This window comes from Massilia sp. 01N417 (genome assembly GCF_056399645.1).
The window spans coordinates 147,179-169,281 of sequence record NZ_JBFTRS010000009.1 but is presented as its reverse complement, the minus strand read 5'-3'; the positions used below and the strand labels follow the sequence as shown (position 1 = coordinate 169,281).

Sequence of the window (22,103 nt, the reverse complement as noted above, 5' to 3'; positions counted from 1 at the left end):
ACATTTTCACCTTATAAAAAACTGAGGGATATTTATGCAACTGGTCAAAACCACCCGAGACACGCTTCTCCGGCCACTGCAGATCGTGAGTGGTATTGTCGAGCGTCGGCACACCATGCCGATTCTGGCCAATATCCTCATCCGCAAGAATGGCGAGAGCGTTTCTTTCCTGTCGACCGACACCGAGGTGCAGATCACGACCCTGGCCAATATCGGCTCGGGCCCTGAAGAAACCGGCACCACCGTCGCGGCCCGCAAGCTGCTCGACATCCTGCGCGCCCTGCCGGAATCGGGCGACGTGACGATGACCCTGCTGAACAAGCGCCTGACCGTGCAGAGCGGCAAGTCGCGCTTCGCCCTGCAGACCCTGGCGGCCGAGGAATTCCCGACCGTCTCGGTGGCCGACAGCTACAACGCCTCCGTCACCCTGCCGCAAAAGACGCTGAAGCACCTGTTTAACATGGTGCACTTCGCGATGGCCCAGCAGGACATCCGCTACTACCTGAACGGCCTGCTGCTGGTGCTGGACGGTAACAACGTGATCGCGGTCGCGACCGACGGCCACCGCCTCGCCTTCGCCCAGGTGGAAGCCGAGCAGTCCTTCGAGCGCCAGGAAGTCATCATTCCGCGCAAGACCATCATCGAACTGCAGCGCCTGCTGGAAGAAAGCGACGAGACCGTCCGCCTGGACATCGCCGCCTCGCAGGTGAAACTGACCTTCGCCGACATCGAACTGGTGTCGAAGCTGGTCGAGGGCAAGTTCCCTGACTACACCCGCGTGATCCCGAAAGGTTACAAGAACGACTTCACGATCGGCCGCGACGAATTGCTGCGTTCGCTGCAGCGCGCCGCGATCATGACCAGCGACAAGTTCAAGGGCGTGCGTTGCCTGATCGCCCCGGGCTCGATGAAGATCAGCTCGACCAACGCCGACCAGGAAGAGGCGGTGGAAGAACTGGAAATCGATTACGGCGGCGATTCGATCGACATCGGTTTCAACGTGACCTACCTGCTGGACGTGCTGAACAACCTGAAGTGCGACCAGGTAAACATCTCGCTGGGCGATTCGAACTCGTCGGCTTTGATTTCGATTCCTGAAAATGGCGACTTCAAGTACGTCGTCATGCCGATGCGTATTTAATTAGGGCAAAGCGCCCATATATTCGTCCTATTGGAGGGGACGACGGTAAAAGGGCCGGCCGGCCTCCCAGCCGTCGTTCCCGCGAAAGCGGGAATTCATGCTGAGCTGGTCAACACCGGCGCCGCACGCTTTTCCCCCACACCAACAGACGAGTTAGACGGCACGCCACGAACGCGCCGTCCGATTCACCGTTATTTGAGAAAGCAGTCATGTCCGAGAACACTCAAGAAGTTTTGGAAACCTCTCCTGCCAAGGCGGAAGAGTACGGCGCCTCGTCGATTCAGATCCTCGAAGGCCTGGAGGCCGTGCGTAAGCGTCCGGGCATGTACATCGGCGACACGTCGGACGGCACCGGCCTGCACCACCTGGTGTTCGAGGTGCTGGACAACTCGATCGACGAAGCCCTGGCCGGCTTCTGCTCCGAGATCCACGTCACGATCCACTCCGACAACTCGATCTCGATCACCGACAACGGCCGCGGCATCCCGACCGGCATCAAGATGGACGACAAGCACGAGCCGAAGCGCTCGGCCACCGAGATCGCCCTGACCGAACTGCACGCCGGCGGCAAGTTCAACCAGAACGCGTACAAGGTGTCGGGCGGCCTGCACGGCGTCGGCGTCTCCTGCGTGAACGCACTGTCGAAACTGCTGCGCGTGACCGTGCGCCAGAACGGCAAGGTGCACCAGCTGGAATTCTCGCGCGGCGTGCCGATGGACCGCATCATCGAAGTCGTCGACGGCGTCGAAGTCTCGCCGATGAAGATCCTCGGCGACACCGACAAGCGCGGCACCGAAGTGCATTTCTGGGCCGACGAGGAAATCTTCACGACCGTCGAGTACCACTACGAGATCCTGTCGAAGCGTATCCGCGAACTGTCCTTCCTGAACAACGGCGTCAACATCAAGCTGAGCGACCAGCGCACCGGCAAGGAAGAAGTGTTCGCCTTCGAAGGCGGCACCCGCGGCTTCGTGGAGTACATCAACAAGGCCAAGGCCGTCCTGCACCCGACCGTGTTCCAGGCCACCGGCGACCGCCTGTCGGACCAGGGCACCAACATCTCGGTGGACGTGTCGATGCAGTGGAACGACTCCTACAACGAGCAGGTGCTGTGCTTCACCAACAACATCCCGCAGCGCGACGGTGGTACCCACCTGACCGGCCTGCGCGCGGCGATGACCCGCGTGATCAACAAGTACATCGACGAGAACGAATTCGCCAAGAAGGCGAAGGTCGAGATCTCGGGCGACGACATGCGCGAGGGCCTGACCTGCGTGCTGTCCGTGAAAGTGCCGGAGCCGAAGTTCTCGTCGCAGACGAAAGATAAACTCGTGTCGTCGGAAGTGCGCGGCCCGGTCGAAGAGATCGTGGCGAAGACGCTCACCGACTTCCTGAACGAAAAGCCGAACGACGCCAAGATCATCTGCGGCAAGATCGTCGAAGCAGCGCGCGCGCGTGAAGCGGCGCGTAAAGCCCGCGACCTGACCCGCCGCAAGGGCGTGATGGACGGGCTGGGCCTGTCCTCGAAGCTGGCCGACTGCCAGGAACGCGACCCGGCGCTGGCCGAGCTGTACATCGTCGAGGGTGACTCCGCAGGCGGTTCGGCCAAGCAGGGCCGCGACCGTAAATTCCAGGCCATCCTGCCGCTGCGCGGCAAGGTGCTGAACGTGGAAAAGGCTCGCTTCGAGAAGATGCTGTCGTCGGAGCAGATCACGACCCTGATCGCGACCCTCGGCACCTCGATCGGCCCGGACGAGTTCAACGTCGACAAGCTGCGCTACCACCGCATCATCATCATGACCGACGCGGACGTCGACGGCGCCCACATCCGCACCCTGCTGCTGACGCTGTTCTACCGCCAGATGCCGCAGCTGGTCGAACGCGGCCACATCTACATCGCCCAGCCGCCGCTGTACAAGGTGAAGGCCGGCCGCGACGAGCGCTACCTGAAGGACGACGTCGAGGAAGCGAGCTACATGATGCGCGTGGCCCTGAACAGCGCCGCCCTGCTGCCGAAAGACGGCGCCGAACCGATCACCGACGGCGCCCTGGGCGACCTGGTCGAGAAGTACAACAAGGCCAACGCCATCATGATGCGCCTGACGCGCGTGATCGACCGCGCCGCGCTGTCCGCCATCATGACCGGCGTGACCCTCGACCTGTCGAGCCAGGAAGCCGCCGAGAAGTCGGCCCAGGCCCTCGCCGACGCGGTCAAGGACCCGAGCGTGAAGGTGGGCGTGCGCTCCGACGAACTGTCGGACAAGCACGCACTGCGCATCGAGCGCATCCACCACGGCAACGTGCAGGTGACCTCGATCGACGCCGACTTCGTGGCCGGCGCCGACTACGCCACCCTGGCCAGCTCGGCCGCCACCTTCCAGGGCCTGATGGGCGACGGCGCCATCATCCGCCGCGGCGAAGGCGAGAAGATGAAGGAATTCGCCGTGCGCGACTTCCAGCAGGCCATGGAATGGCTGCGCGAAGAAGCCGAGCGTGGCGTGTCCAAGCAGCGCTATAAAGGTCTGGGCGAGATGAATCCCGAGCAGCTGTGGGAAACCACCATGGATCCGACCGTACGCCGCCTGCTGAAGGTGCAGATCGAGGATGCGATTGCTGCGGACCAGATCTTTACCACCCTGATGGGCGATGAGGTCGAGCCGCGTCGTAACTTCATTGAGTCGAATGCGCTGCAGGCGGGGAATATCGACGTTTGATCCCGTGTAGGCCGACCCAAAACTTGGCAGTTTGAGAAGCATAAGCTGTCAAAAGCCTGAACACCAAGAGGCCCATGCATCTGCGTGGGCCTTTCTATTTTCCAAAGGCACTTGTCATGTTCCGTTAAGGCAGGCCTGCGCGTTCCTGCCGCGTGGCGGACGCATGGTGCTGGCCATGGGAAAAGCCGTGCTCGACCGTGGCGAATCGGCCGTACCAGGTCGGCTTCGACATTGAGGCAATACCATATCCAATTCAGACGTCTCAAATACGGCCAAACAGGTTTCATGACCACGTGCCACGCATGTGCTTCTAGGTCTAGATGAAACGCAATACTTGGTAGCGTTCTAATGTTAAGCAGAGCCTGCCGAAGTTCAAGCTAATGGTCCCAAGGATAGTGAGCAGCCAACGCAGGCAACTGAATGTTACTTGTTTAGTATCGTGCGATCATGTTCGTCGCCGTAGCTGGCCTTTGTTTCGTGCAAAGGCTGCGCGCCTGCTCAAGCGTGAAGGCATGTCGCGCCTGACGGACTTGATTGCGACGGCCGAGGGAGAGAAGATCACGCCGAAAAAGACTTTCAAGGACTACGAACCGGGCTTCATTCACATCGACATCAAGTACCTTCCACAGATGCCTGATGAGACCTCGCGCCGCTATCTGTTCGTCGCTATCGACCGTGCAACGCGCTGGGTTTTCATGCACATCTACGGCGACATGACCGAGGCAAGCAGCGTCGATTTCCTGCGTCGACTCAAGCTGGCTTCGCCCATCAAGATCAATAAGATCCTCACCGACAACGGCTCGCAATTTACCGACCGTTTCGCTACCAAAGACAAGAAGCCCAGCGGCAAGCATGCTTTCGACGTCGCTTGCGCAGCCCTGCCTGCCGAACATCGCCTGGCGACCTGCACGCCACCTCGCAGAACTATTTGAAGCTGTACAACCACCACATTCCGCAACGTGCCATCGGCTGTAAAAAGCCCATTCTCGCGCTCAAGGAGTGGCAATAGAAACGGCCAGAATTATTCGTTAAACGCGTTTACGATCAAACGGGACTCGACACTTAAGGAGTGGCAGCAGAAGCGACCTGAATTATTCGTCAAACGCGTTTATGATCAAACAAGACTGGACACTTAGTCACGTCGACGATCACGCCGATGTGCAAAACGAAGACACATTAAACCCACTCCCAACAAGGCAAGCATAGATGGCTCTGGCACCGTTCCTTGTTTTGGTTCTGGCTCCTCAATGTCCGATTGAAATCTCTGGGCTAATGGACTATCGTAAGTTTCGCCAAAGTCCGGCTTACACTGGAAGCCAGGGCGGCAAAAGGTGGTTTTTGGCAATTCAGTGAAAGAACAAAACGACGGCATTACCCCCTGACCTAAAAGCCAGTTATCTTGAATAAGGTAATTTTGCCCCCCAAAGGTCTGATTAAATGCCCCAAATGAATCGTGTTGTATTCCTGAATACTTCCAGGCACACATGTCGGCATTTTCTCTGCCGCTTGTCGCAGTTTGCGGGCCAGGCTCCTTCCATGCTGAAAGGTATGGATCACTAATCGCTTCCGTGAGTTCATGTGCAATGACAGATAGCATCCCACCGACGAACGGATCGCCTCGGAATTGCACTAGATTATCAATGCAGGTAGGAGTATTTTTCGCATTGCCAACGAATCCATAAACAAACGACCCAGAATAAGTATGCCATCCACAATTCGTTACTCCAAAGTTTTCAACAGAGATCGATGGCCCCGTTAGAACCAAGTTAAGATTATTCCCCTGTGCCTGCGGACTATTTCTGGCTATGGCACCGATCGTAGATTGGTTGAGTGAAGTACCATAAGTAGATGCATCTAGGGCAATTGATTGGCCTAGCTGAACTCCAAGTGGACTGTTCGTCCTATCACTATAAAAGCGAGTGATCCCCCACCAGTGAGTACCACTTATCCCGCTAATGAAATTATTAAAAATTGGCTGTGCAGTTGCGACCTGACTTCCCCAGCCATAATAGATAAGGTTAACGGTTGTCATTCCCCCTAGAACGGGTCCACCGTTATAGATGGGTTCTGCTGCCACTTCGTTAGAAGCGGAACCAAGTGCTGTAAGCAGCGAGAACGCGACAATAGGGAACGCCGGATTTTTTGCTTTCTTGCGATTAATCATTATTTCCTCCATTAGATTAGGGAATGCGGGCACCCTCTAATCGCTAGATACAAGAAATATGACAGTGTTTCTAAGTGCTTTTCTTGCTTTGATTGCGCAGTCGATAGCGAACAACCGCACACAATTTTTGTAAATAAATCCCCTTTGGCCTGATATTGGTATAGTACCGAAGAAGCAAGAGATATACCAATTCGCCAAATCCTTCATTTTAAAGATATTTAATTTTGGCATGCATCGCGATTGTCAAATGCGTCGACATTGACCGGAAGCGAATATTTGTTGGGTAGAATCTATGTCTGACACCGACCGGCATTATTCCGTATCATAAACGTGTCGCTCGTACGCTGTACAGGTAGAGAAAAGATGAAAAGCGTTGGCTGGTTGCCGTGCGGGACATTAAATAAAAGGAAGGGGGGAAGTGGCATGTTGCAACATTACGCAGGTGTAAAGCTCGAGGACTTTTCTGCTGAAAGTAAATCTTATATTTTATAAATATTGCCCATTGAGTTTAGGAAATGCAAGGTTAAATTCCGTTTGATTGACGAACTTGACGGACAAGATGACGAACTCTTGTACTTTCCTTTGGCTGACCAGATGCTTCTAAATGACGCGGAATTTAAAGAGAAAATGGGTGAACAGATCGAAATCTACGTTCGGAATTGCGGCGGCAAAACCTTGCTAAATTTCTACGTCCCAAAAGCGATGAGGGAGCGATTCATCAAAGGGCTGGAAGAAGGTCAGCTCGAAGTCCGGCAAATCCCGACTCATCTCGAACTCATGCCACTTCCCGAATGGATTACCGACGAAGAAACAAGGGAACGGGTAAAGGGGGAGTCGTTGCATGTGCGCCTACCTATTCACACCCTAAACGTCGATTACAGCGAATAGCCGAACGAGCAATTAAAAAACATTTGGTGCTGCGCAGCGGCGAGAGCCGACTATGTCTCGTCACCGCCGCGCGCACTTGTCAGGCGGCCATCAGCCACGGCTATTGGCTACGCTTGCGCCGGACGGCGGCAACACCGAGCAGGCCAATGCACAGCAACGCGATTGACGCCGGTTCGGGAACGTTGTTTGCGTCGGCTTCATACGTCAGCAGGAAGGCGTGCACCTGACCGTTGATCGTCCCGGCCCCGACAATCTGGCCAAAGGCATTAAGGAAAACATCGCCAGAGACCTGACTAAATCCCGTGACCAGGGCGTTGATGTCGAACATTTTTCCATTGTCATACAGAAACAAGTCAGTTGCTCGCTCCCACATCTGTTTTAGGGACGACAATAGGGTTTACTTGGCCCTCTCGATCATCCAACTACCTAAGCTTGCCAGCCCATCAACACATCCGTAAACTTTGCTTTCGAGCATGGAAACCTGTTGTAACAAATAATTAATTTAACTACGCCAAAAGTAATTGAATTCTAGATATCATGTTACTGGCCCTTTCGCCAATACCGACCTATAATTGGAAAAAGTTATGTTTTTCGCCAAAAACAAGATAATTCGTTTAGATTCAGCATGGGCCAGATTATGAGCACATGTTTGCCAATTTATCCTGATCGAAATACTAAGTGCTACTATGGGAAGATGGTGGCTGCGTGCCATTAATTGGGTCCCCCTACATCCCGACTGATCGCTGATCGGCAAACAGCCAGCCTTTCGAGGCTGGCTTTTTTATTTGCGCCGGACCGGCACTTCAGCCACTTCGACAGGTCCTTCGAACTGATTCAGGATCTGCATGATCGTCGAATTACCCGCATAATTCTTCTTCAGCTGGACCAGCTCCCTGTCCATCCCTCCGCACAAGCTGCGCAACTCGCGGCTCACCTCATTCACGCGCTCCCGCTCCCCGCGCAACCGGTCGCAGCTTTCGCGGCGATCGACGTAGCGCTGCACGTCGCGCGGCAGATAATCCTGGCAGAGGGCCGGCATGCCCGCAAACAGCAGGGCCAAACCAAGAAGGCATCGTTTCACTGTGGACACTCCGTAAGCGGACCGAAACCCTCATTGAAGTACGGGACGCCAGGCGTAGTGTTGAATTTAGTCAGCTTCCGCATGCTCGCTGCGGAAGCGTCGCGAGTAAATGACGCTTGAGCTGGTCGAATTCTTCTTTCGTCAAGGCGCCCTGCTGGTACAGCGCGAACAGGCTTTTCAGCTTGTCGATGTCATCCGGATCGCCCCCGGCTGCATCGGCGACAACCGGCTCCGGTTTCGCTACCAGGCGGGAACGGATACGGCCGGCGCCACGCGCGACCGAGGACAGGCTGGCATAGACGCCGCAAAGCAGGAAGAAAAAGAAAAGGATGACGCCGATCATCAGAACAATGCGCATGATTTATTGAATAAAAGTCCAAGCTAACAAGTATTCTCATCAAGGCAGCGACAAAAGGCGTCGCGGGAACGTATCGATCAAGCCGCAGCTTCGCCATGTGCCGCCGGACTGGCAAAGAAACCACGCTTTCTTTGTTTTTCTATTAATAGAGAATACCGCTGTGATAGTCTGTGCTCATGTTTTCGACAGCCAGCACCATGCACTTCCGTGGCCTCCTAATGCAGAGCGATCAACGACGCATGAGCACTGCGATACTGATCGCCGTGCTGCTTCACGCGCTATTGCTCAGCATTACCTTCGGTGGCCAGACCTTCGGCCTGCCCGGTTTCAAGCTGCCATGGAAAGAAAGACGGCTGGGTGCCGACGATTTGCAGGTCATGCTCGCGCCATTGCCGGCGCCCGCACATGCCCGCAACAGCGTCTTTCCACCGCGGCCGGAGTCGCCGGCCCAGGAAGCCAACCCCGTGCTCGCCCCGGAGAACGTCTCCACGGTGGGCAGCACGGTGTCGTCCGTGGCGACGTCGCCGATTGCGGCGCCCGTGCCGAATCCCAAGCCGGCTGCAGCGTCGGCGCCTGCATCCGCGGTCGAACCCGTCATGACGGTGAACAAGCAAGCCCTCGCAAAGCTGTCGACGGCCACTGTGCCGAAACAGTCCCCGGCACACATCGACGAAGCGCCAACCGAAAGCATCGCCCGCGATGTCGCGCAGCCGCCGGTTGAACAGGCGATCCAGGAACGCGCGGCACTCGATCAGGCCGGACTCGAACAGGAGAAGCAGCTTGCTGAAAACCTGAGGCAAACCGAATTGATGGCCGCCGCACAACGCGAGGCAAGCCGCCAGGAGCTGCTCCGCGCAGAGGCCGCCCGCGCCGAGCGGGCCGCAAAGGACGAGGCCGCCCGACTGGATGCCGAACGCCAGGAACTTGCGCGGCAGGAGACTTTGCGGCGCGAAACTTTGCGTCAGGAACAGGCAAAGCAGGAAGAAAAAGCGCGGGAGGCGGCTGCCCGCCAAGAACAGGAAAAAGCCGAGCTCATTCGGCAGGAAGCGGCGCGCAAGGAAGCCATCCGGCAAGAGCAGGCAAAGCAGGCGCAACTGGAGCTGCAGCGCCAGGAACGCGCCCGCCAGGAAGCTGCTCGCCAGGAGGCCGCCCGGCAGGAAGCCGCTCGGCAGGAAGCCGCTCGGCAGGAACAGCTGAAACAGGCACAGCTGGAAGCACAACGCCAGGAGACATTGCGCCAAGAACAGGCCGGTCAGGCCGAAAAGGCGCGCCTGGCGGCAGAAAAACTGGAACAGGAACGCGCCGACGCCGCACGGCGGGAACAGGCGCTACGCGACAAGGCCGCGCAGGAAGCCGAACGCGAGGAGCGCCTCAAGGCGATCGGAAGGCAGTTGGTGCAGGAAGCGGCCCAACGCGATGCGACCGCCCGCTCTACGCTTCCCTCGGCGAGCAACCTGCGCCGCGGCTGGCTGTTCGGCCGCGCTGATGCGAATCGCGATCTCGTCCTTTACGCCGAGGCGATCGGCCAGAAGATCGAAAAGAACATGAGCTTCGAAATGATCCGCGAGGTCGTCAAGCAGCCTCACAACCGGCCTACGGTGACGATCGCCGTGCGGTCCGACGGGACCGTGGAAAAGGTGACCTTCGTGACGTCGAGCGGCGTTCCCGCCATCGACGACGCGGTGCGAAAGATCATCGCCAGCCAGGCTCCGTATGGCGCGTTTCCGCCGTCCCTGGCGCGCCAGTACGACGTGATCGAAATCCGCCGCACCTGGATCTTCGATATTGCTGTCCGCCTGGAATAAATCCCAGGATTAGCGATAAAGCCGCAGCTTGGCAACGGCCCGGCTCTGCATTCCTGCCTGGATCGACAGGGATGGCCGAGGCGTCGCAGGCTGCAGGAAACTCGTCAGCACCCGGCCCAAGGGCTTTTCCACCCAGCGGTAAAAGGCCGCCCCGGCTGCCAGGCTGGCCATCCACGCCACTAGCATCCCGAGTGCCTGCTCCTGCGGCTGATCCGACACGAAACGGGTAAACGCCGCATTCACCACCAGGCATACCGGAAAGTGGACGAGGAAGACCGAAAACGAGATCGCCGCCATGCGATTCACGAAGGCCCATCCATGGCCGCGATAATCCGCGAGCCTGATGCGGCCGAACAGGAACAGCACGCACGCCACCACCAGCGCCACCGCAATCCGGCTGCGGAATTCGAGATTCAATGCCAGCAGTGTCGGCACCACCATGACCATCAACAGCAAGGCGGTTTCGCCGGGGCGGCGTGCCGGATCGCTCGCCCACCATGCCAGCATGCCGAGCCCATAGCTGCCGAAGAAATACGGCGCCCACACATCCCAATCGGCATCGCGGTTGAAATACAGCAGGGAGATGCAGACGCCAATCGCGACCATGGCCGGCATCAGCCAGGACTGGCGCTTCCGACCTGAAACGCGGCCGGCACTCCACAGCAGCAGGGTCGCCAGCGCATACAACTGAAAATCGATCGCCACATACCAGGCGCCGGCCGACAAAGCCTCATAACCCAGCACGTCATGCAGCAGCAGGAAATGCGCGCTCAGCTGCGACAATGTCGGCGGCGCCGAGATCGAATCGTGGGTCATCCATTGGCTGGCCAATGCGGAGGCGCCGATCGCCAGCAGCATCGCCGCCATGAAGGGCAGTGCCAGCCTGATATAGCGGCGCCAGATCGTGGCGAAAGGATGTTCGATGCCGGGATGGGCTTGCGGAGAGAGCGATTTCGCGGCCAGGAAGCCGCCGACGACGAGGAATACCTGTACGGCGATGCGGCCGTATTCGTCGAGCCAGTCGATCAGCGCCGGCATCAGCGGCCGCGCCTGATCGGCCATGGGGCCATAAAACGCCAGGTGGTGCAGGACGATCAGCTGCGCGGCGCCGGCCTTCAGCAGATTAATCAGGCCAAACTGTTTCTGGACCGTCCGCTGCGGCCCACTTGCTCCCATTCCTAACTTCATCGGCAATATCCTCAGCAATTCCTTGCCCGACCTTGATCGGGCGAGGTGCTGCCGATATTGCCGAGCGGGCGCGAATGATAGCCCACCAAGGCTAAATACGGCCACTCGTTACATTCAGTAACTTCCGTCAATACGCATTATTTAGCTGCGATTATTCGCGATCAAATCGCTTTCAATGGAGTGGGAATGTGAGGATTTTCGGAGGCTTCTCTTGGAATATAGTTCTGAGCGGACACATACCAGAAAGCCTTTAATGAAGACGAATGAGCACAGGTTCTCCATTCGATGGATACCGCGATTTGTCGCTGCAATCCTTGTCGGGACATATGCGCTGAGCACGACATCTAGTACGTTGGCGCAGACTCTCCATGCGCCCTCGCGGACGCTGTACAAATGCAATGAACAAGGCAAGCTCAGCTACTCGGATTCCCCCTGCCTGGGCGCCGAAAAACTGGAGGTCGAGCCGACTCGGGGAGTCAACAAACTGTCTGGGGAAAAGCGAGTCGGCTCGGACGTCCAGCGCGAACTCAATCATGAAATTTTTGCGGAGGCCATACGTCCGCTTACCGGCCTGGACGCCAAACAGCTTGCAGTCCAGGGACGGCGGCTCAAATTGTCTGGAGCAGCACAACAGGAATGCCGCCGCCTGGATCAGGATCTCGCCACCACGGAAAACGAAGAAAAGCGCGCCGCACAGAACGTGATACGCGAGGTACAGGTACGCCTGTTCTTGATGCGGCAGCGTTTCCGGGAACTCCGCTGCTGACGTCCAGTCCAGGCATCACCCCCGCGTCATCGACACCGCCAAGCCGCGCCTGCTGACCACCTGCACCATCAGCGCCGCCCCGGCCGCCACGCAAAACGCCAGCCCGATCGACTGCCCGCGCAACAGCAGCGACAGCACCACGCAGAAAGTCGCGAACGCGTAATACCCGCGCACCATGCCGAGCAGGATATTCACCGCATACTCGCGCCCCGATGCGGCATGCGAGAAGCCGACCAGGATCGTGCCCATCACGGGGAACATTGCAAAGAAGCCGCTCAGGCGCGGCCCGATGCCGGCGGCGGCATAGGTGACCGTCAGGGTCAGGAGGGCGCCGGCCAGCATCCGCAGCGGCAGGTCGTTCGGCTGCACCGGGCTGCGCGCGCCGGCGCCAGGCATGCGCGGGAACAGCCGCGGCGCCAGCGCCAGCACGCAGACGACCAGGGCGAAGCCCGGCAGCAGCGGCAGTTCGATCAGCTGCAGGCCCGCCACCGCGGCCGCATAGGCCGTCAGCGCCGCCAGCAGCGAGCCGGGAACGCCGAAGCGGCCGGAAGCCCAGGCGTAGGCCAGGCAGAACACCAGCACCGCGATCACCGCAATCAGGGTATGCGCGGCGGCCGTTGCCACGAAGCCGGAACCCTGCTCGATCGCCATGGTCAACAGGATGGGGCCGGCCACGATGGGCAGTGCCGACAACCATCCGGCCGCGTTCGGTCCCCAGCGCCGTCCAGCCAGCGTGACCAGGTAGATCAGGGAGGGAACAAGGCACAGCTTCAGGACGAGGACGGTGGTCAAGGCAGGCTCGGGATCATGTATAGTCTAGTCGGCAATTATCCCATGCTGCGGTACCCATGACTTACCGACTCGCCATCTTCGATTTCGACGGCACCCTGGCCGATTCCTTCCCCTTCTTCCTCAGTGTTTTCAACACGATTGCTGACCGTCATGGTTTCCGCCGCATCGATATCGCGAAGTCCGCCCACCTGCGCCACTACGACACGCGGCAGATGATGGAGCACGTCGGCATGCCGGCCTGGAAGCTGCCGGCGGCCTCCCGGACCTTCATGGCGATGATGAAGGAGAGCGCCGGCTCGATCGCGCTGTTCGACGGCGTCGCCGAGGCGCTGCGGCACCTGGCCGAGCGCGGCGTGCTGATCACCGTGGTGTCGTCGAACTCCGAGCACAACGTGCGCACCGTGCTGGGGCCGGAATTGTCCGCCCTGGTCAGGCAGTTCGAATGCGGGATGCCGATCTTCGGCAAGGCCAGCCGCATCCGCGCGGTGCTGAAGCGCTGCGGCGTCGCCGGCGGCGAGGCGATCTGCATCGGCGACCAGGGCACCGACGCCGAGGCTTCGCGCAAGGCCGGGGTGGCCTTCGGCGCCGTGCACTGGGGCTATGCCGCCATCGAGGCGCTGCGGACGGCCGGCTGCGATGTCGAATTCTTCACCCCATCCGACCTGCGCCGGATAGCCGATTTGTAAGAATTTATTGCAACGCACAAAAATGTGGTTTCCCCTCATTGAAAGCAACTACTTCGCATGCTAAACTTTCGCATTCAAATAGTATTTACATGAATAAATAAATGCGCCTATCGGACCAGACCCTGAGCAGTCTCACCGCCGCCCTCACCCTTTCCTCGCGCGTCTACCGGGCCGCCGCCGACAAGGTCGCGGCCGACTACGGCCTGTCGCAAGCGACCGGCCTGCCGGTGCTGGTCATCAGCCGCTTCGGCGAGAACGGCGTGCGCCCCGGCGTGCTGGCCGAGACCCTGAGCCTGGAAGCCTCGTCGCTGGTGCGCGTGGTCGACCACCTGATCGAATCCGGCCTGCTGGAGCGCCACGACGATCCGAACGACCGCCGCGCCAAGATCCTGCGCCTGACCACCGAAGGCTACAAAACCGCCGAGCTGATGGACCAGGCCCTGATCCCGTTCCGCCGCAAGCTGTTCGATGCCTTCGCACCGGCCGACGTCGAAGCCTGCCTGCGCGTGCTGGCCGGGCTGCCCGACGCCATCACCAATCTGACCCTGCCCCAAGCTGCCGAACGCAAGAGCGCATGAAGCTGTTCACCTGGTCGGAGGCGCTGTTCTCCGTCAAATCATTCGTGGCAGCGATGCTTGCGGTGTACATCTCGATGCGCATCGGACTGCCACGACCTTTCTGGGCGATGATGACCGCCTACATCTGTGCCGCCCCGTTTACCGGACCGACCCGTTCCAAGGGCCTGTACCGCGCGGGCGGCACCATCCTGGGCGGCACCATGGTCACCTTCGTGGTGCCGCGCCTGGTCAACTCGCCCGAACTGCTGTCGCTGGTGCTGGCGTTGTGGATCGGCGGCTGCCTGTTCGTCTCGCTGCTGGACCGCACCCCGCGCTCCTACCTGCTGATGCTGGCCGGTTACACCGCCGGCCTGATCGCCTTCCCGGCCGTGAACGACCCGGGCGCCATCTTCGACATCGCGCTGGCGCGCGTGGAAGAAATCACGCTGGGCGTGACCTGCGCGACCCTGATCCACAGCCTGGTGCTGCCGGCGCCCTTCGGCCCGGTGCTGCTGGCGCGCCTGGACCATGCGGTGCGCGATGCCCAGCACTGGATCCGCGACGCCCTGAATCCGGCCGGCGATGTCCGTTCCGCCGGCGACCGCCGCAAGCTGGCCGGCGACATCACCGAGCTGCGCCTGATGAGCACCCACCTGCCCTTCGACACCTCGCACCTGCGCTGGACCGGACGGGCGGTGAACGCGCTGCAGGAACGCCTGGCGCAGTTCGTGCCGGTCGTCTCCGGCATCGAAGACCGCCTGACCGCGCTGCGCAACATGGGCGCCACCAGGGTGTCGGAGCACTGGAGCGCGCTGCTGAAGGACGTGGTCGCGCTCACCGACAATCCGAAAGAGACCGTGATCGCCAGGCAGGGCAAGCTGCTGCACGACCGCATCGACGAACTCACGCCGCCGGTCCACCGCGACCTCGGCTGGGTCGGCATGATCGAGCTGAATCTCGCCGCCCGCCTGCGCCGCCTGGTCGACATCTGCCTCGAGACGCGCGCCCTGCGCCAGCACATCGACGCCGGCGTCGCCGGCCGCCTGCCGGCCGAGGTGCGCGACCTGCCGAACGTGCCGCCCAGCGCCCTGCACCTGGACTACGGCATGGCCGCGCTGTCGGCCTTCGCCGCCACTTTCGCGGTGCTGATCTGCTGCGCATTCTGGATCCTGACCGGCTGGCCGGGCGGCGCCACCGCGCCGATGATGTGCGCCGTGCTGTGCTGCTTCTTCTCGACCCAGGACGATCCGGTCCCCTTCATCAAGAGCTTCCTGCACTGGACCATCTATTCGATCCCGGTATCGGCCCTGTACCTGCTGGTGCTGCTGCCGGCGGTCCACGGCTTCGAAGCGCTGATGCTGGTGTGCGCGCCGATGTTCCTGGTGCTGGGCGTGCTGCTGGCCCGTCCCGCCACCTTCGGACGCGCCATGCCCTTCCTGTTCGGCATTTGCGGCACCCTGGCCATGGTCGATACCCATAACGCCGACATGATGTCCTTCATGAACATGATGCTGTCACAGGTGCTGGGCCTGACCGTGGCCGCGGTGACGACCCGGGTGGTGCGCACCGTGGGCGCCGCCTGGACCGCGCGCCGCCTGCTGAAGGCCGGCTGGAGCGAGCTGGCGCGCCTGGGCGCCGGCGAAAAGACCACGCTGCCGGAATTCTCGGCGCGCATGGTCGACCGCATCGGCCTGCTGACCCCGCGCCTGGCCTCGGCCGGCGGCCACCAGGACCTGCAGGCGCGCGACGCGCTACGCGACCTGCGCATCGGCCTGAACATGACCCTGCTGCAGCAAGCCCGTCCCCAGCTCGGCCGCGGCGACGCCGCCCTGCGCCCCCTGATGACGCAGCTGTCGCAGCATTTCGCGCGCCTGCCGGCCGTCGACAGGGATGGCGAAGCGCGGCTGCTCGACGCCCTCGACAACTCGCTGCGCGCCATCTGCGAAGGCGCCCAGGATGCCGCCCAGCGCGAGGCGCTGGCGGCGCTCACCGGCATCCGGCGCGACCTGTTCCCGCAGGCGGCGCCGTACCAGCCTGCCCTTATGACTGCAATCTGACAATGGAGATCCGATGATCGGCGAAGTCAGCATCTATGGCCTCTTCCTTCCTCCGCTCCTGCTGCTCACGCTGGCGGCGTTGGTGGTGTCGCGCCTTCTCAACCTGGTCCTGGCCCGTACCGGCTTCTATCGCCTGGTATGGCACCCGGCACTGTTCGATTTTTCCCTGTTCGTCATCGTGCTTGGCGCACTGACGTATTTCACACGTAACTGGTCCTGACATGGCTTCGAAAAATTTTCTTCCGGCGGTGGGCCGGGTGGGTATCACTTTGCTGGTGGCCGCGGGCGCTGCCTACGCGGGCTGGCAGCTGTGGCGCCATTACGAGGTCGAGCCCTGGACCCGCGACGGCCGCGTGAAGGCCTATGTGGTGCAGGTGGCGCCGGACGTGACCGGCCAGGTGACCAAGGTCTACGTGCACGACAACCAGCGCGTGGCCGCCGGCGAACCGCTGTTCGAGATCGACCGCGCACGCTTCGAGCTGGCGCTGCGCCAGGCCGAGGCCCAGGTGATCGCGGCCCAGGCAACGCTGTCCCAGGCCCAGCGCGAGAACAAGCGTAATACCCAGCTCGACGACCTGGTCTCGGAGGAGACCCGCGAGCAGGGCCAGACCCGCACCGACCAGGCGCGCGCCGCCCTGGCCCAGGCCGAGGTCAACCGCGATACCGCCAAGCTGAACCTGCAGCGCTCGCACGTGGTGTCGGCGGTGGACGGCATCGTCACCAACCTCGACCTGCGCGAAGGCGCCTACGCCACCGCGTCCCACCCGGTGATGGCCCTGGTCGACCGCAACACCTTCTATGTCGAAGGCTATTTCGAAGAAACCAAGCTGCCCGGCATCCAGATCGGCGACAAGGTCGAGGTGACCCTGATGGGCACGCGCCAGCCGATCCCCGGCCACGTCGAGAGCTTCGCCGAAGGCATCGCCGACCGCGACCGCTCCACCGGCGCCAACATGCTGCCGAACGTGAACCCGACCTTCAACTGGGTGCGCCTGGCCCAGCGCATCCCGGTGCGCGTCGCCCTCGATCCGGTGCCGGCCAATGTGCGCCTGGTGGCGGGCCAGACCGCGACCGTGAAAGTGCTGCCGGCTGTGGCCCAGCCCGCGCCGGCTCCGGCGGCCGCTCCCGCCGCAACGCCTGCCGCGAAGGCAACGCATTAAGGAATGATCATGAACCGATACCGCTCCACTGCTAAAAGAGTACTGACCCTGTCGGTGCTGGCGGCGGCGGTCGCCGCCTGTACCACGGTCGGCCCCGACTACCACGTGCCCAAGAACGCCGTGGTCAAGCGCGACGCCGCCAACGCGCCCTTCATGGGCGCCGCCGAAAAATCCTTCAAGTCCGAGCCGCTCCCTAGCGACTGGTGGCACCTGTACCAGGACCCGGTACTCGACAAACTGATCGCCAAGGCCTTCAGCGCCAACGCCGACCTGCGCGTGGCCGCCGCCAACCTGCAGCGCGCGCACGCGGTGCTGGAAGAGGTCGAAGAGAAGAAGCGGCCGGAAGTCGAGGCCAGCGTGGAGCCGATGTATGGCCGCCTCTCCGGCGAATCGATCGGCATCCCCGAAACGCTGCCGCGCACCGGCATCTACAATGGCGACATCAAGGTCTCCTACCAGCTCGACATGTTCGGTCGTATCCGCCGCGCCATCGAAGCCGTGGAAGCCGACCAGGACGCCGCCCAGGCCGCCGACGACCTGGCCCACGTGATGGTCGCCGCCGACACCACGCGCGCCTATGTGGAAGCCTGCTCGGCCGGCTACCAGCTGAAGGTGGCACAGCAGTCGGTCGACCTGCAGGAGAAGTTCGTCAAGCTGACCACCGAGCGCGTGCAGCGCGGCCGCGGCATCGCGATCGACACCAGCCGCGCCACCGCCCAGTTCGACCAGCTGCGCGCCAACCTGCCGCCGCTGATGGCGCGCCAGCGCACCGCGCTGTACCGCCTGGCCGTGCTGACCGGCGAAGTGCCGAGCGCCTTCCCGGCCGAGGTGGCGCAGTGCACCACACCGCCGCGCGTCACCGCCGCGATTCCCGTCGGCGACGGCGCCGCCCTGCTGCGCCGCCGTCCGGACGTGCGCCAGGCCGAACGCCAGCTGGCAGGCGCCACCGCCCGCATCGGCGTCGCCACCGCGGAGCTGTACCCGAACATCACCCTGGGCGCCTCGATCGGCGGCGTCGGCTTCATGAAGGACTTCGGCAACGCGAACACCTGGAAGTTCGCGCTCGGCCCGCTGATCTCGTGGAGCCTGCCGTCGACCAGTTCGGCGCACTCGCACATCGCCCAGGCCAATGCCGGCACCGCGGCCGCGCTGGGCCGCTTCGACTCGGTGGTGCTGAACGCCCTGCGCGAGACGGAATCGGCGCTGACGGTGTATGCCCGTGAACTCGACCGCAACGCCATGCTGCGCTCCGCGCGCGACCAGAGCGCGCTGGCCTCGCAGCAGACGGCCAAGCTCTACCAGTACGGCCGCACCGACTTCCTGGCCGCCCTGGACGCCGACCGCACCCTGGCCAGCGCCGAATACCTGCTGGCGGCGTCGGATGCGCAGCTGGCGGCGGATCAGGTGCAGCTGTTCCTGGCTTTAGGGGGTGGTTGGGAGAATACCCATGGCAAGCATGGGGAGCATGGCGAAGGCGAGCAGAAGACCGCTGCGCACCAGGCAGGTGGCGGGCACCACTGACAACTGTTAGAGGAGCTTATCCAGCGTAACCGGCAAATCCCGCACCCGCTTCCCCGTAGCGTGGTACACCGCATTCGCAATCGCGGCCCCCACGCCGGTGATGCCGATCTCGCCAATCCCCTTCGCCCCCAGCGGGTTCACATGCGGGTCGTCCTCGTCGACGATCTGCACGTCGATGCCCTGGATGTCGGCATTGGTCGGCACGTGGTACTCGGCCAGGTTGCCGTTCACCGCGCGTCCGGCACGGCCGTCGATGAGGGTTTCCTCGAACATCGCCAGGCCGATGCCCCAGACGATGCCGCCCATCAGCTGGCTGTAGCCGGTCTTCTCGTTCATCAGCTTGCCGACCCCGTAGACGCCGACCACGCGCGGCACGCGGATCTCGCCCAGCGCCTCGTCCACCGTCACCTCGACGAATACCGCGCCGAAGGCGTGCATCGAATACTTCTTCTTTTCGTCGCCGGGTTCCGCCTTCGCCGTGACCTCGACCGGCTGGCCGTGGCGCGCGACGATGCTTGCCATGGCTTCGCGGCGCGACGGCTCGTCCAGCAGATACAGTTCGCCGTCCTCGACGCCGATGCGGTCGGAGGTGGCGCCGAACAGCGGCGAGGCCTGGTCGGCCAGCGCGATGCCCGCCAGCTTCAGGCGCAGCGCGTGTCCCGCGGCCTGCACCGCGGGCGCCACGCTGGCCACCGTGGTCGAGCCGCCCGAGACCGGCGCTTCCGGCATCCGCGAGTTGCCGAGTTCGAAGCGCACCTGCTCCACCTTCAGGCCGATGGCGTCGGCCGCCACCTGGGTCATCACGGTATAGGTGCCGGTGCCGAGGTCCTGGGTGGCGGAGCGGAACAGCGCCGTGCCGTCCGGCTGCAGGCTGGCCGAGCACTCGCCCGCCGAGCGGTTGGTCGGATAGGTCGCGGTGGCCATGCCCCAGCCGACCAGCTTGTCCCCGCGCTTCATGGAGCGCGGCTGCGGCTTGCGGTCCTTCCAGCCGAAGCGCTCGGCGCCGATCTCGTAGCACTGGCGCAGCGATTTACTGGACCACGGCAGGTTCTTGCCCGGGTCCTTTTCCGTGTAATTCTTCAGGCGCAGCGCCAGCGGGTCCATCTTCAACTCATACGCCAGCTCGTCCATCGCGCATTCGAGCGCAAAGGTGCCGGTGGCTTCGCCCGGCGCGCGCATGAAGGTCGGCGTGCCCAGGTTCATGCAGGCCAGCCGGTGCGTGGTCTGCTGGTGCGGGCTCTCGTACATCATGCGCGTGACGATGCCGCAGGGTTCGATCCAGTCCTCGATCATCGAGGTATAGGCGATGGTGTCGTGGCCGGAGGCCAGCAGGCTGCCGTCCTCGTTCGCGCCCAGCCGGAAGCGCTGCTCGGTATTGGGGCGCTGGCCGACCGGGCCGAACATATTGTTCCGGTCCAGCGACAGCTTGACCGGACGGCCCAGCATCTTCGCCGCCATCGCCGTCAGGGGCGCGTGCGACCACACCGATCCTTTCGAGCCGAATCCGCCGCCCGTGTAGGGGCAGATCGCCGTCACGTTGTCGGGCGGGATGCAGAAGATGGCGGCAAGGATGCGCTGCACGCCCTTCATGTACTGGGTCGATTCGTGGATGGTCAGTTTGTCGCCGTCCCATTCCGCAATGGTGGCGTGGGTCTCGAGCGGATTGTGGTGCTCGATCGGCGTCGTATAGGTTTGGTCCAGGCGCACGCTGGAGGCGAGCCACCCGTCGGCCAGGTCGCCGCGCCTGGTGTCCGTTTCCTCGGTCAGCACCTTCTCCGGCGGATGCAGCTTCTTTTTCGCCTGTTCGAAGTCGAGCACCGCCTCCTTCTTCTCGTATTCGATGTGCAGACGGGCCGCGGCTTCGCGCGCATGCTCGTAGGTGTCGGCCACGACCACCGCGATCGGCTGGTTGTTGTAATAGACCTCGTCTTCCTGCAGCAGGGTCAGGCGGCGGCCGATCGGCGGCTGCAGCTTGCCGTCCTTCGTTTCCTTCGGCAGGCGCATGGCGTTCTGCGGGGTCATCACCAGCAGCAGGCCGGGCACGTCGCGGGCCGCGCTGTCGTCGATGCGGACTACCCGGCCGCTGGCGATGGTGCTGGTCACCAGCACGGCGTAGGTGAGTCCCTCGACCTGGTGTTCGGCCGTGTAACGGGCTGCGCCGCTGACCTTGGCCCAGGCGTCGGTACGGTTGATGGGTGCGCCGATTCCGTTCATACCGCAGTTCCTTTCTCCGCTCCTGCTTTGCGAATCACCGTCTGCAGCGCCCGCACGACCGCGCGCCGCGCCAGTTCGATCTTGAAGCCGTTGTGCGCATAGGCCTGGGCGCCGGCGACCGCCGCCTCGCCGGCGCGCGCCAGCAGTTCGGCGGTCGGCGCCTGGCCGCGCAGGATGGCTTCCGCATCCGGTACCTGCCACGGCTTGTGGGCCACGCCGCCCAGCGCGATGCGCAGGTCGCGGAGTTTGCCGCCGTCGAGGTCGACGGCCACCGCCACCGACACCAGCGCGAAGGCATAGCTGGCGCGGTCGCGCACCTTCAGGTAATGCGAGTTGCGCGCGAACGGCATTGGCGGCAGCTCCACCGCCGTGACCAGCTCTCCCGGCTTGACGACGGTATCGACCTCCGGCCGGTCTTCCGGCAGGCGGTGGAAGTCGACCAGCGGCACCTGGCGCTCGCCGTCCGGTCCGTGCAGGTGGACCACGGCATCCAGTGCGGCCAGCGCCACCGCCATGTCCGACGGGTGGGTCGCGATGCATTGCGGGCTGGTGCCGAGGATGGCGTGGATGCGGTTATGGCCGTCGATGGCGTCGCAGCCCGAGCCCGGATCGCGCTTGTTGCAGTGGGCGAAGGCGGGGTCGGTGAAGTAATAGCAGCGGGTGCGCTGCAGCAGGTTGCCGCCCACCGTCGCCATATTGCGCAGCTGGGTCGTGGCGCCGTTCAGCAGGGCTTCGGACAGCACCCGGTAGCGCCGGCGCACCAGCGGGTCGGTGCCGACCGCCGTGTTGCTCGCCATCGCGCCGATGCGCAGTCCGCCGTTCGGCAGCTCCTCGATGGCGGACAGCGCAAGGCGGCTGACGTCCACCAGGCGCACCGGCTTCTCGATGCCGCTCTTGTACAGGTCCAGCAGGTTGGTGCCGCCGCCGATGAATTTCGCGCCGGGCTCGCGCGCCAGCTCGATCGCGTGGTTCACGTCACGCGCGCGTTCGTAGAAGATCGATTGCATGCAG

Annotated in this window: 19 protein-coding genes and 1 pseudogene; 12 read left to right on the top strand and 8 right to left on the bottom strand. The window is 62.3% G+C overall.

Going from position 1 to position 22,103, the window contains the following annotated elements; genetic code table 11:
- The first annotated feature begins 34 nt into the window (after positions 1–34).
- From dnaN to AC1DOQ_RS12315, 3 genes and pseudogenes are all read left to right on the top strand, one after another.
- Positions 35–1,141 carry a DNA polymerase III subunit beta gene (dnaN, locus tag AC1DOQ_RS12325; protein ID WP_477363993.1) on the top strand — a complete coding sequence of 369 codons (1,107 nt, stop codon included), beginning with the start codon at positions 35–37 and terminating at the stop codon, positions 1,139–1,141.
- Positions 1,142–1,350: 209 nt separating this feature from the next.
- A complete protein-coding gene (gene gyrB, locus AC1DOQ_RS12320; protein ID WP_477363990.1) occupies positions 1,351–3,855 on the top strand; it encodes a DNA topoisomerase (ATP-hydrolyzing) subunit B in 2,505 nt (834 codons plus the stop codon).
- A gap of 476 nt (positions 3,856–4,331) precedes the next feature.
- A pseudogene (locus tag AC1DOQ_RS12315) lies at positions 4,332–4,991 on the top strand (DDE-type integrase/transposase/recombinase); the annotation flags it as partial.
- On the opposite strand, the gene AC1DOQ_RS12310 reads toward AC1DOQ_RS12315, so the two are convergent.
- Entirely contained in the window at positions 4,988–6,019 is a 1,032-nt protein-coding gene (locus AC1DOQ_RS12310; protein ID WP_477363987.1) for a PEP-CTERM sorting domain-containing protein, read from the bottom strand. The pseudogene AC1DOQ_RS12315 and the gene AC1DOQ_RS12310 sit on opposite strands and share 4 nt — an antisense overlap.
- Positions 6,020–6,553: 534 nt before the next feature.
- On the opposite strand from AC1DOQ_RS12310, the gene AC1DOQ_RS12305 reads away from it, so the two are divergent.
- The gene (locus AC1DOQ_RS12305) at positions 6,554–6,907 is read left to right on the top strand and encodes a hypothetical protein (RefSeq protein WP_477363984.1); all 354 of its coding nucleotides are present in this window, start codon (positions 6,554–6,556) and stop codon (positions 6,905–6,907) included.
- 100 nt (positions 6,908–7,007) lie between these two features.
- On the opposite strand, the gene AC1DOQ_RS12300 is transcribed toward AC1DOQ_RS12305, so the two are convergent.
- From AC1DOQ_RS12300 to AC1DOQ_RS12290, 3 genes are all read right to left on the bottom strand, one after another.
- On the bottom strand, positions 7,008–7,235 hold the full coding sequence (locus AC1DOQ_RS12300; protein WP_477363981.1) for a PEP-CTERM sorting domain-containing protein: 228 nt from the start codon (positions 7,233–7,235) through the stop codon (positions 7,008–7,010).
- Between the two features lie 453 nt (positions 7,236–7,688).
- Positions 7,689–7,988, bottom strand: coding sequence for a hypothetical protein (locus AC1DOQ_RS12295; protein WP_477363978.1), 300 nt, complete (start codon positions 7,986–7,988; stop codon positions 7,689–7,691).
- A gap of 70 nt (positions 7,989–8,058) precedes the next feature.
- Positions 8,059–8,346 (bottom strand): SHOCT domain-containing protein, encoded by a 288-nt coding sequence (locus AC1DOQ_RS12290; protein WP_477363976.1) that lies wholly within the window; start codon positions 8,344–8,346, stop codon positions 8,059–8,061.
- 218 nt (positions 8,347–8,564) lie between these two features.
- Here AC1DOQ_RS12290 and AC1DOQ_RS12285 point away from each other — a divergent pair, with 218 nt between their 5' ends.
- Complete coding sequence (locus AC1DOQ_RS12285) at positions 8,565–10,151, top strand: TonB C-terminal domain-containing protein (protein ID WP_477363973.1); 1,587 nt, start codon at positions 8,565–8,567, stop codon at positions 10,149–10,151.
- A 9-nt stretch (positions 10,152–10,160) separates the two neighbouring features.
- Here the strand turns inward: AC1DOQ_RS12285 and AC1DOQ_RS12280 are convergent, their stop codons facing one another.
- Complete coding sequence (locus tag AC1DOQ_RS12280; protein WP_477363970.1) at positions 10,161–11,339, bottom strand: acyltransferase family protein; 1,179 nt, start codon at positions 11,337–11,339, stop codon at positions 10,161–10,163.
- A gap of 253 nt (positions 11,340–11,592) precedes the next feature.
- Between AC1DOQ_RS12280 and AC1DOQ_RS12275 the strand changes: the two genes are divergently transcribed.
- On the top strand, positions 11,593–12,105 hold the full coding sequence (locus AC1DOQ_RS12275) for a DUF4124 domain-containing protein (protein WP_477363967.1): 513 nt from the start codon (positions 11,593–11,595) through the stop codon (positions 12,103–12,105).
- Positions 12,106–12,120: 15 nt separating this feature from the next.
- Here the strand turns inward: AC1DOQ_RS12275 and AC1DOQ_RS12270 are convergent, their stop codons facing one another.
- Positions 12,121–12,897 (bottom strand): hypothetical protein, encoded by a 777-nt coding sequence (locus AC1DOQ_RS12270; RefSeq protein WP_477363964.1) that lies wholly within the window; start codon positions 12,895–12,897, stop codon positions 12,121–12,123.
- Between the two features lie 56 nt (positions 12,898–12,953).
- Here AC1DOQ_RS12270 and AC1DOQ_RS12265 point away from each other — a divergent pair, with 56 nt between their 5' ends.
- From AC1DOQ_RS12265 to AC1DOQ_RS12240, 6 genes are all read left to right on the top strand, one after another.
- Positions 12,954–13,583 carry an HAD hydrolase-like protein gene (locus AC1DOQ_RS12265; RefSeq protein ID WP_477363962.1) on the top strand — a complete coding sequence of 210 codons (630 nt, stop codon included), beginning with the start codon at positions 12,954–12,956 and terminating at the stop codon, positions 13,581–13,583.
- A 101-nt stretch (positions 13,584–13,684) separates the two neighbouring features.
- Positions 13,685–14,161: a MarR family winged helix-turn-helix transcriptional regulator gene (locus AC1DOQ_RS12260; protein ID WP_477363959.1), complete on the top strand. Its 477-nt coding sequence runs from the start codon at positions 13,685–13,687 to the stop codon at positions 14,159–14,161.
- A complete protein-coding gene (locus AC1DOQ_RS12255) occupies positions 14,158–16,197 on the top strand; it encodes an FUSC family protein (RefSeq protein WP_477363957.1) in 2,040 nt (679 codons plus the stop codon). Before AC1DOQ_RS12260 ends, AC1DOQ_RS12255 begins: the two co-directional genes overlap by 4 nt.
- 13 nt (positions 16,198–16,210) lie before the next feature.
- Entirely contained in the window at positions 16,211–16,417 is a 207-nt protein-coding gene (locus AC1DOQ_RS12250) for a DUF1656 domain-containing protein (RefSeq protein ID WP_442121245.1), read from the top strand.
- Between the two features lies 1 nt (position 16,418).
- A complete protein-coding gene (locus AC1DOQ_RS12245) occupies positions 16,419–17,357 on the top strand; it encodes an efflux RND transporter periplasmic adaptor subunit (RefSeq protein ID WP_477363954.1) in 939 nt (312 codons plus the stop codon).
- 9 nt (positions 17,358–17,366) lie between these two features.
- The gene (locus AC1DOQ_RS12240; protein WP_477363951.1) at positions 17,367–18,878 is read left to right on the top strand and encodes an efflux transporter outer membrane subunit; all 1,512 of its coding nucleotides are present in this window, start codon (positions 17,367–17,369) and stop codon (positions 18,876–18,878) included.
- A gap of 6 nt (positions 18,879–18,884) precedes the next feature.
- Here the strand turns inward: AC1DOQ_RS12240 and AC1DOQ_RS12235 are convergent, their stop codons facing one another.
- A complete protein-coding gene (locus AC1DOQ_RS12235) occupies positions 18,885–21,092 on the bottom strand; it encodes a xanthine dehydrogenase family protein molybdopterin-binding subunit (RefSeq protein WP_477363948.1) in 2,208 nt (735 codons plus the stop codon).
- Complete coding sequence (locus AC1DOQ_RS12230; RefSeq protein ID WP_477363945.1) at positions 21,089–22,099, bottom strand: FAD binding domain-containing protein; 1,011 nt, start codon at positions 22,097–22,099, stop codon at positions 21,089–21,091. Before AC1DOQ_RS12230 ends, AC1DOQ_RS12235 begins: the two co-directional genes overlap by 4 nt.
- Positions 22,100–22,103: the final 4 nt, after the last annotated feature.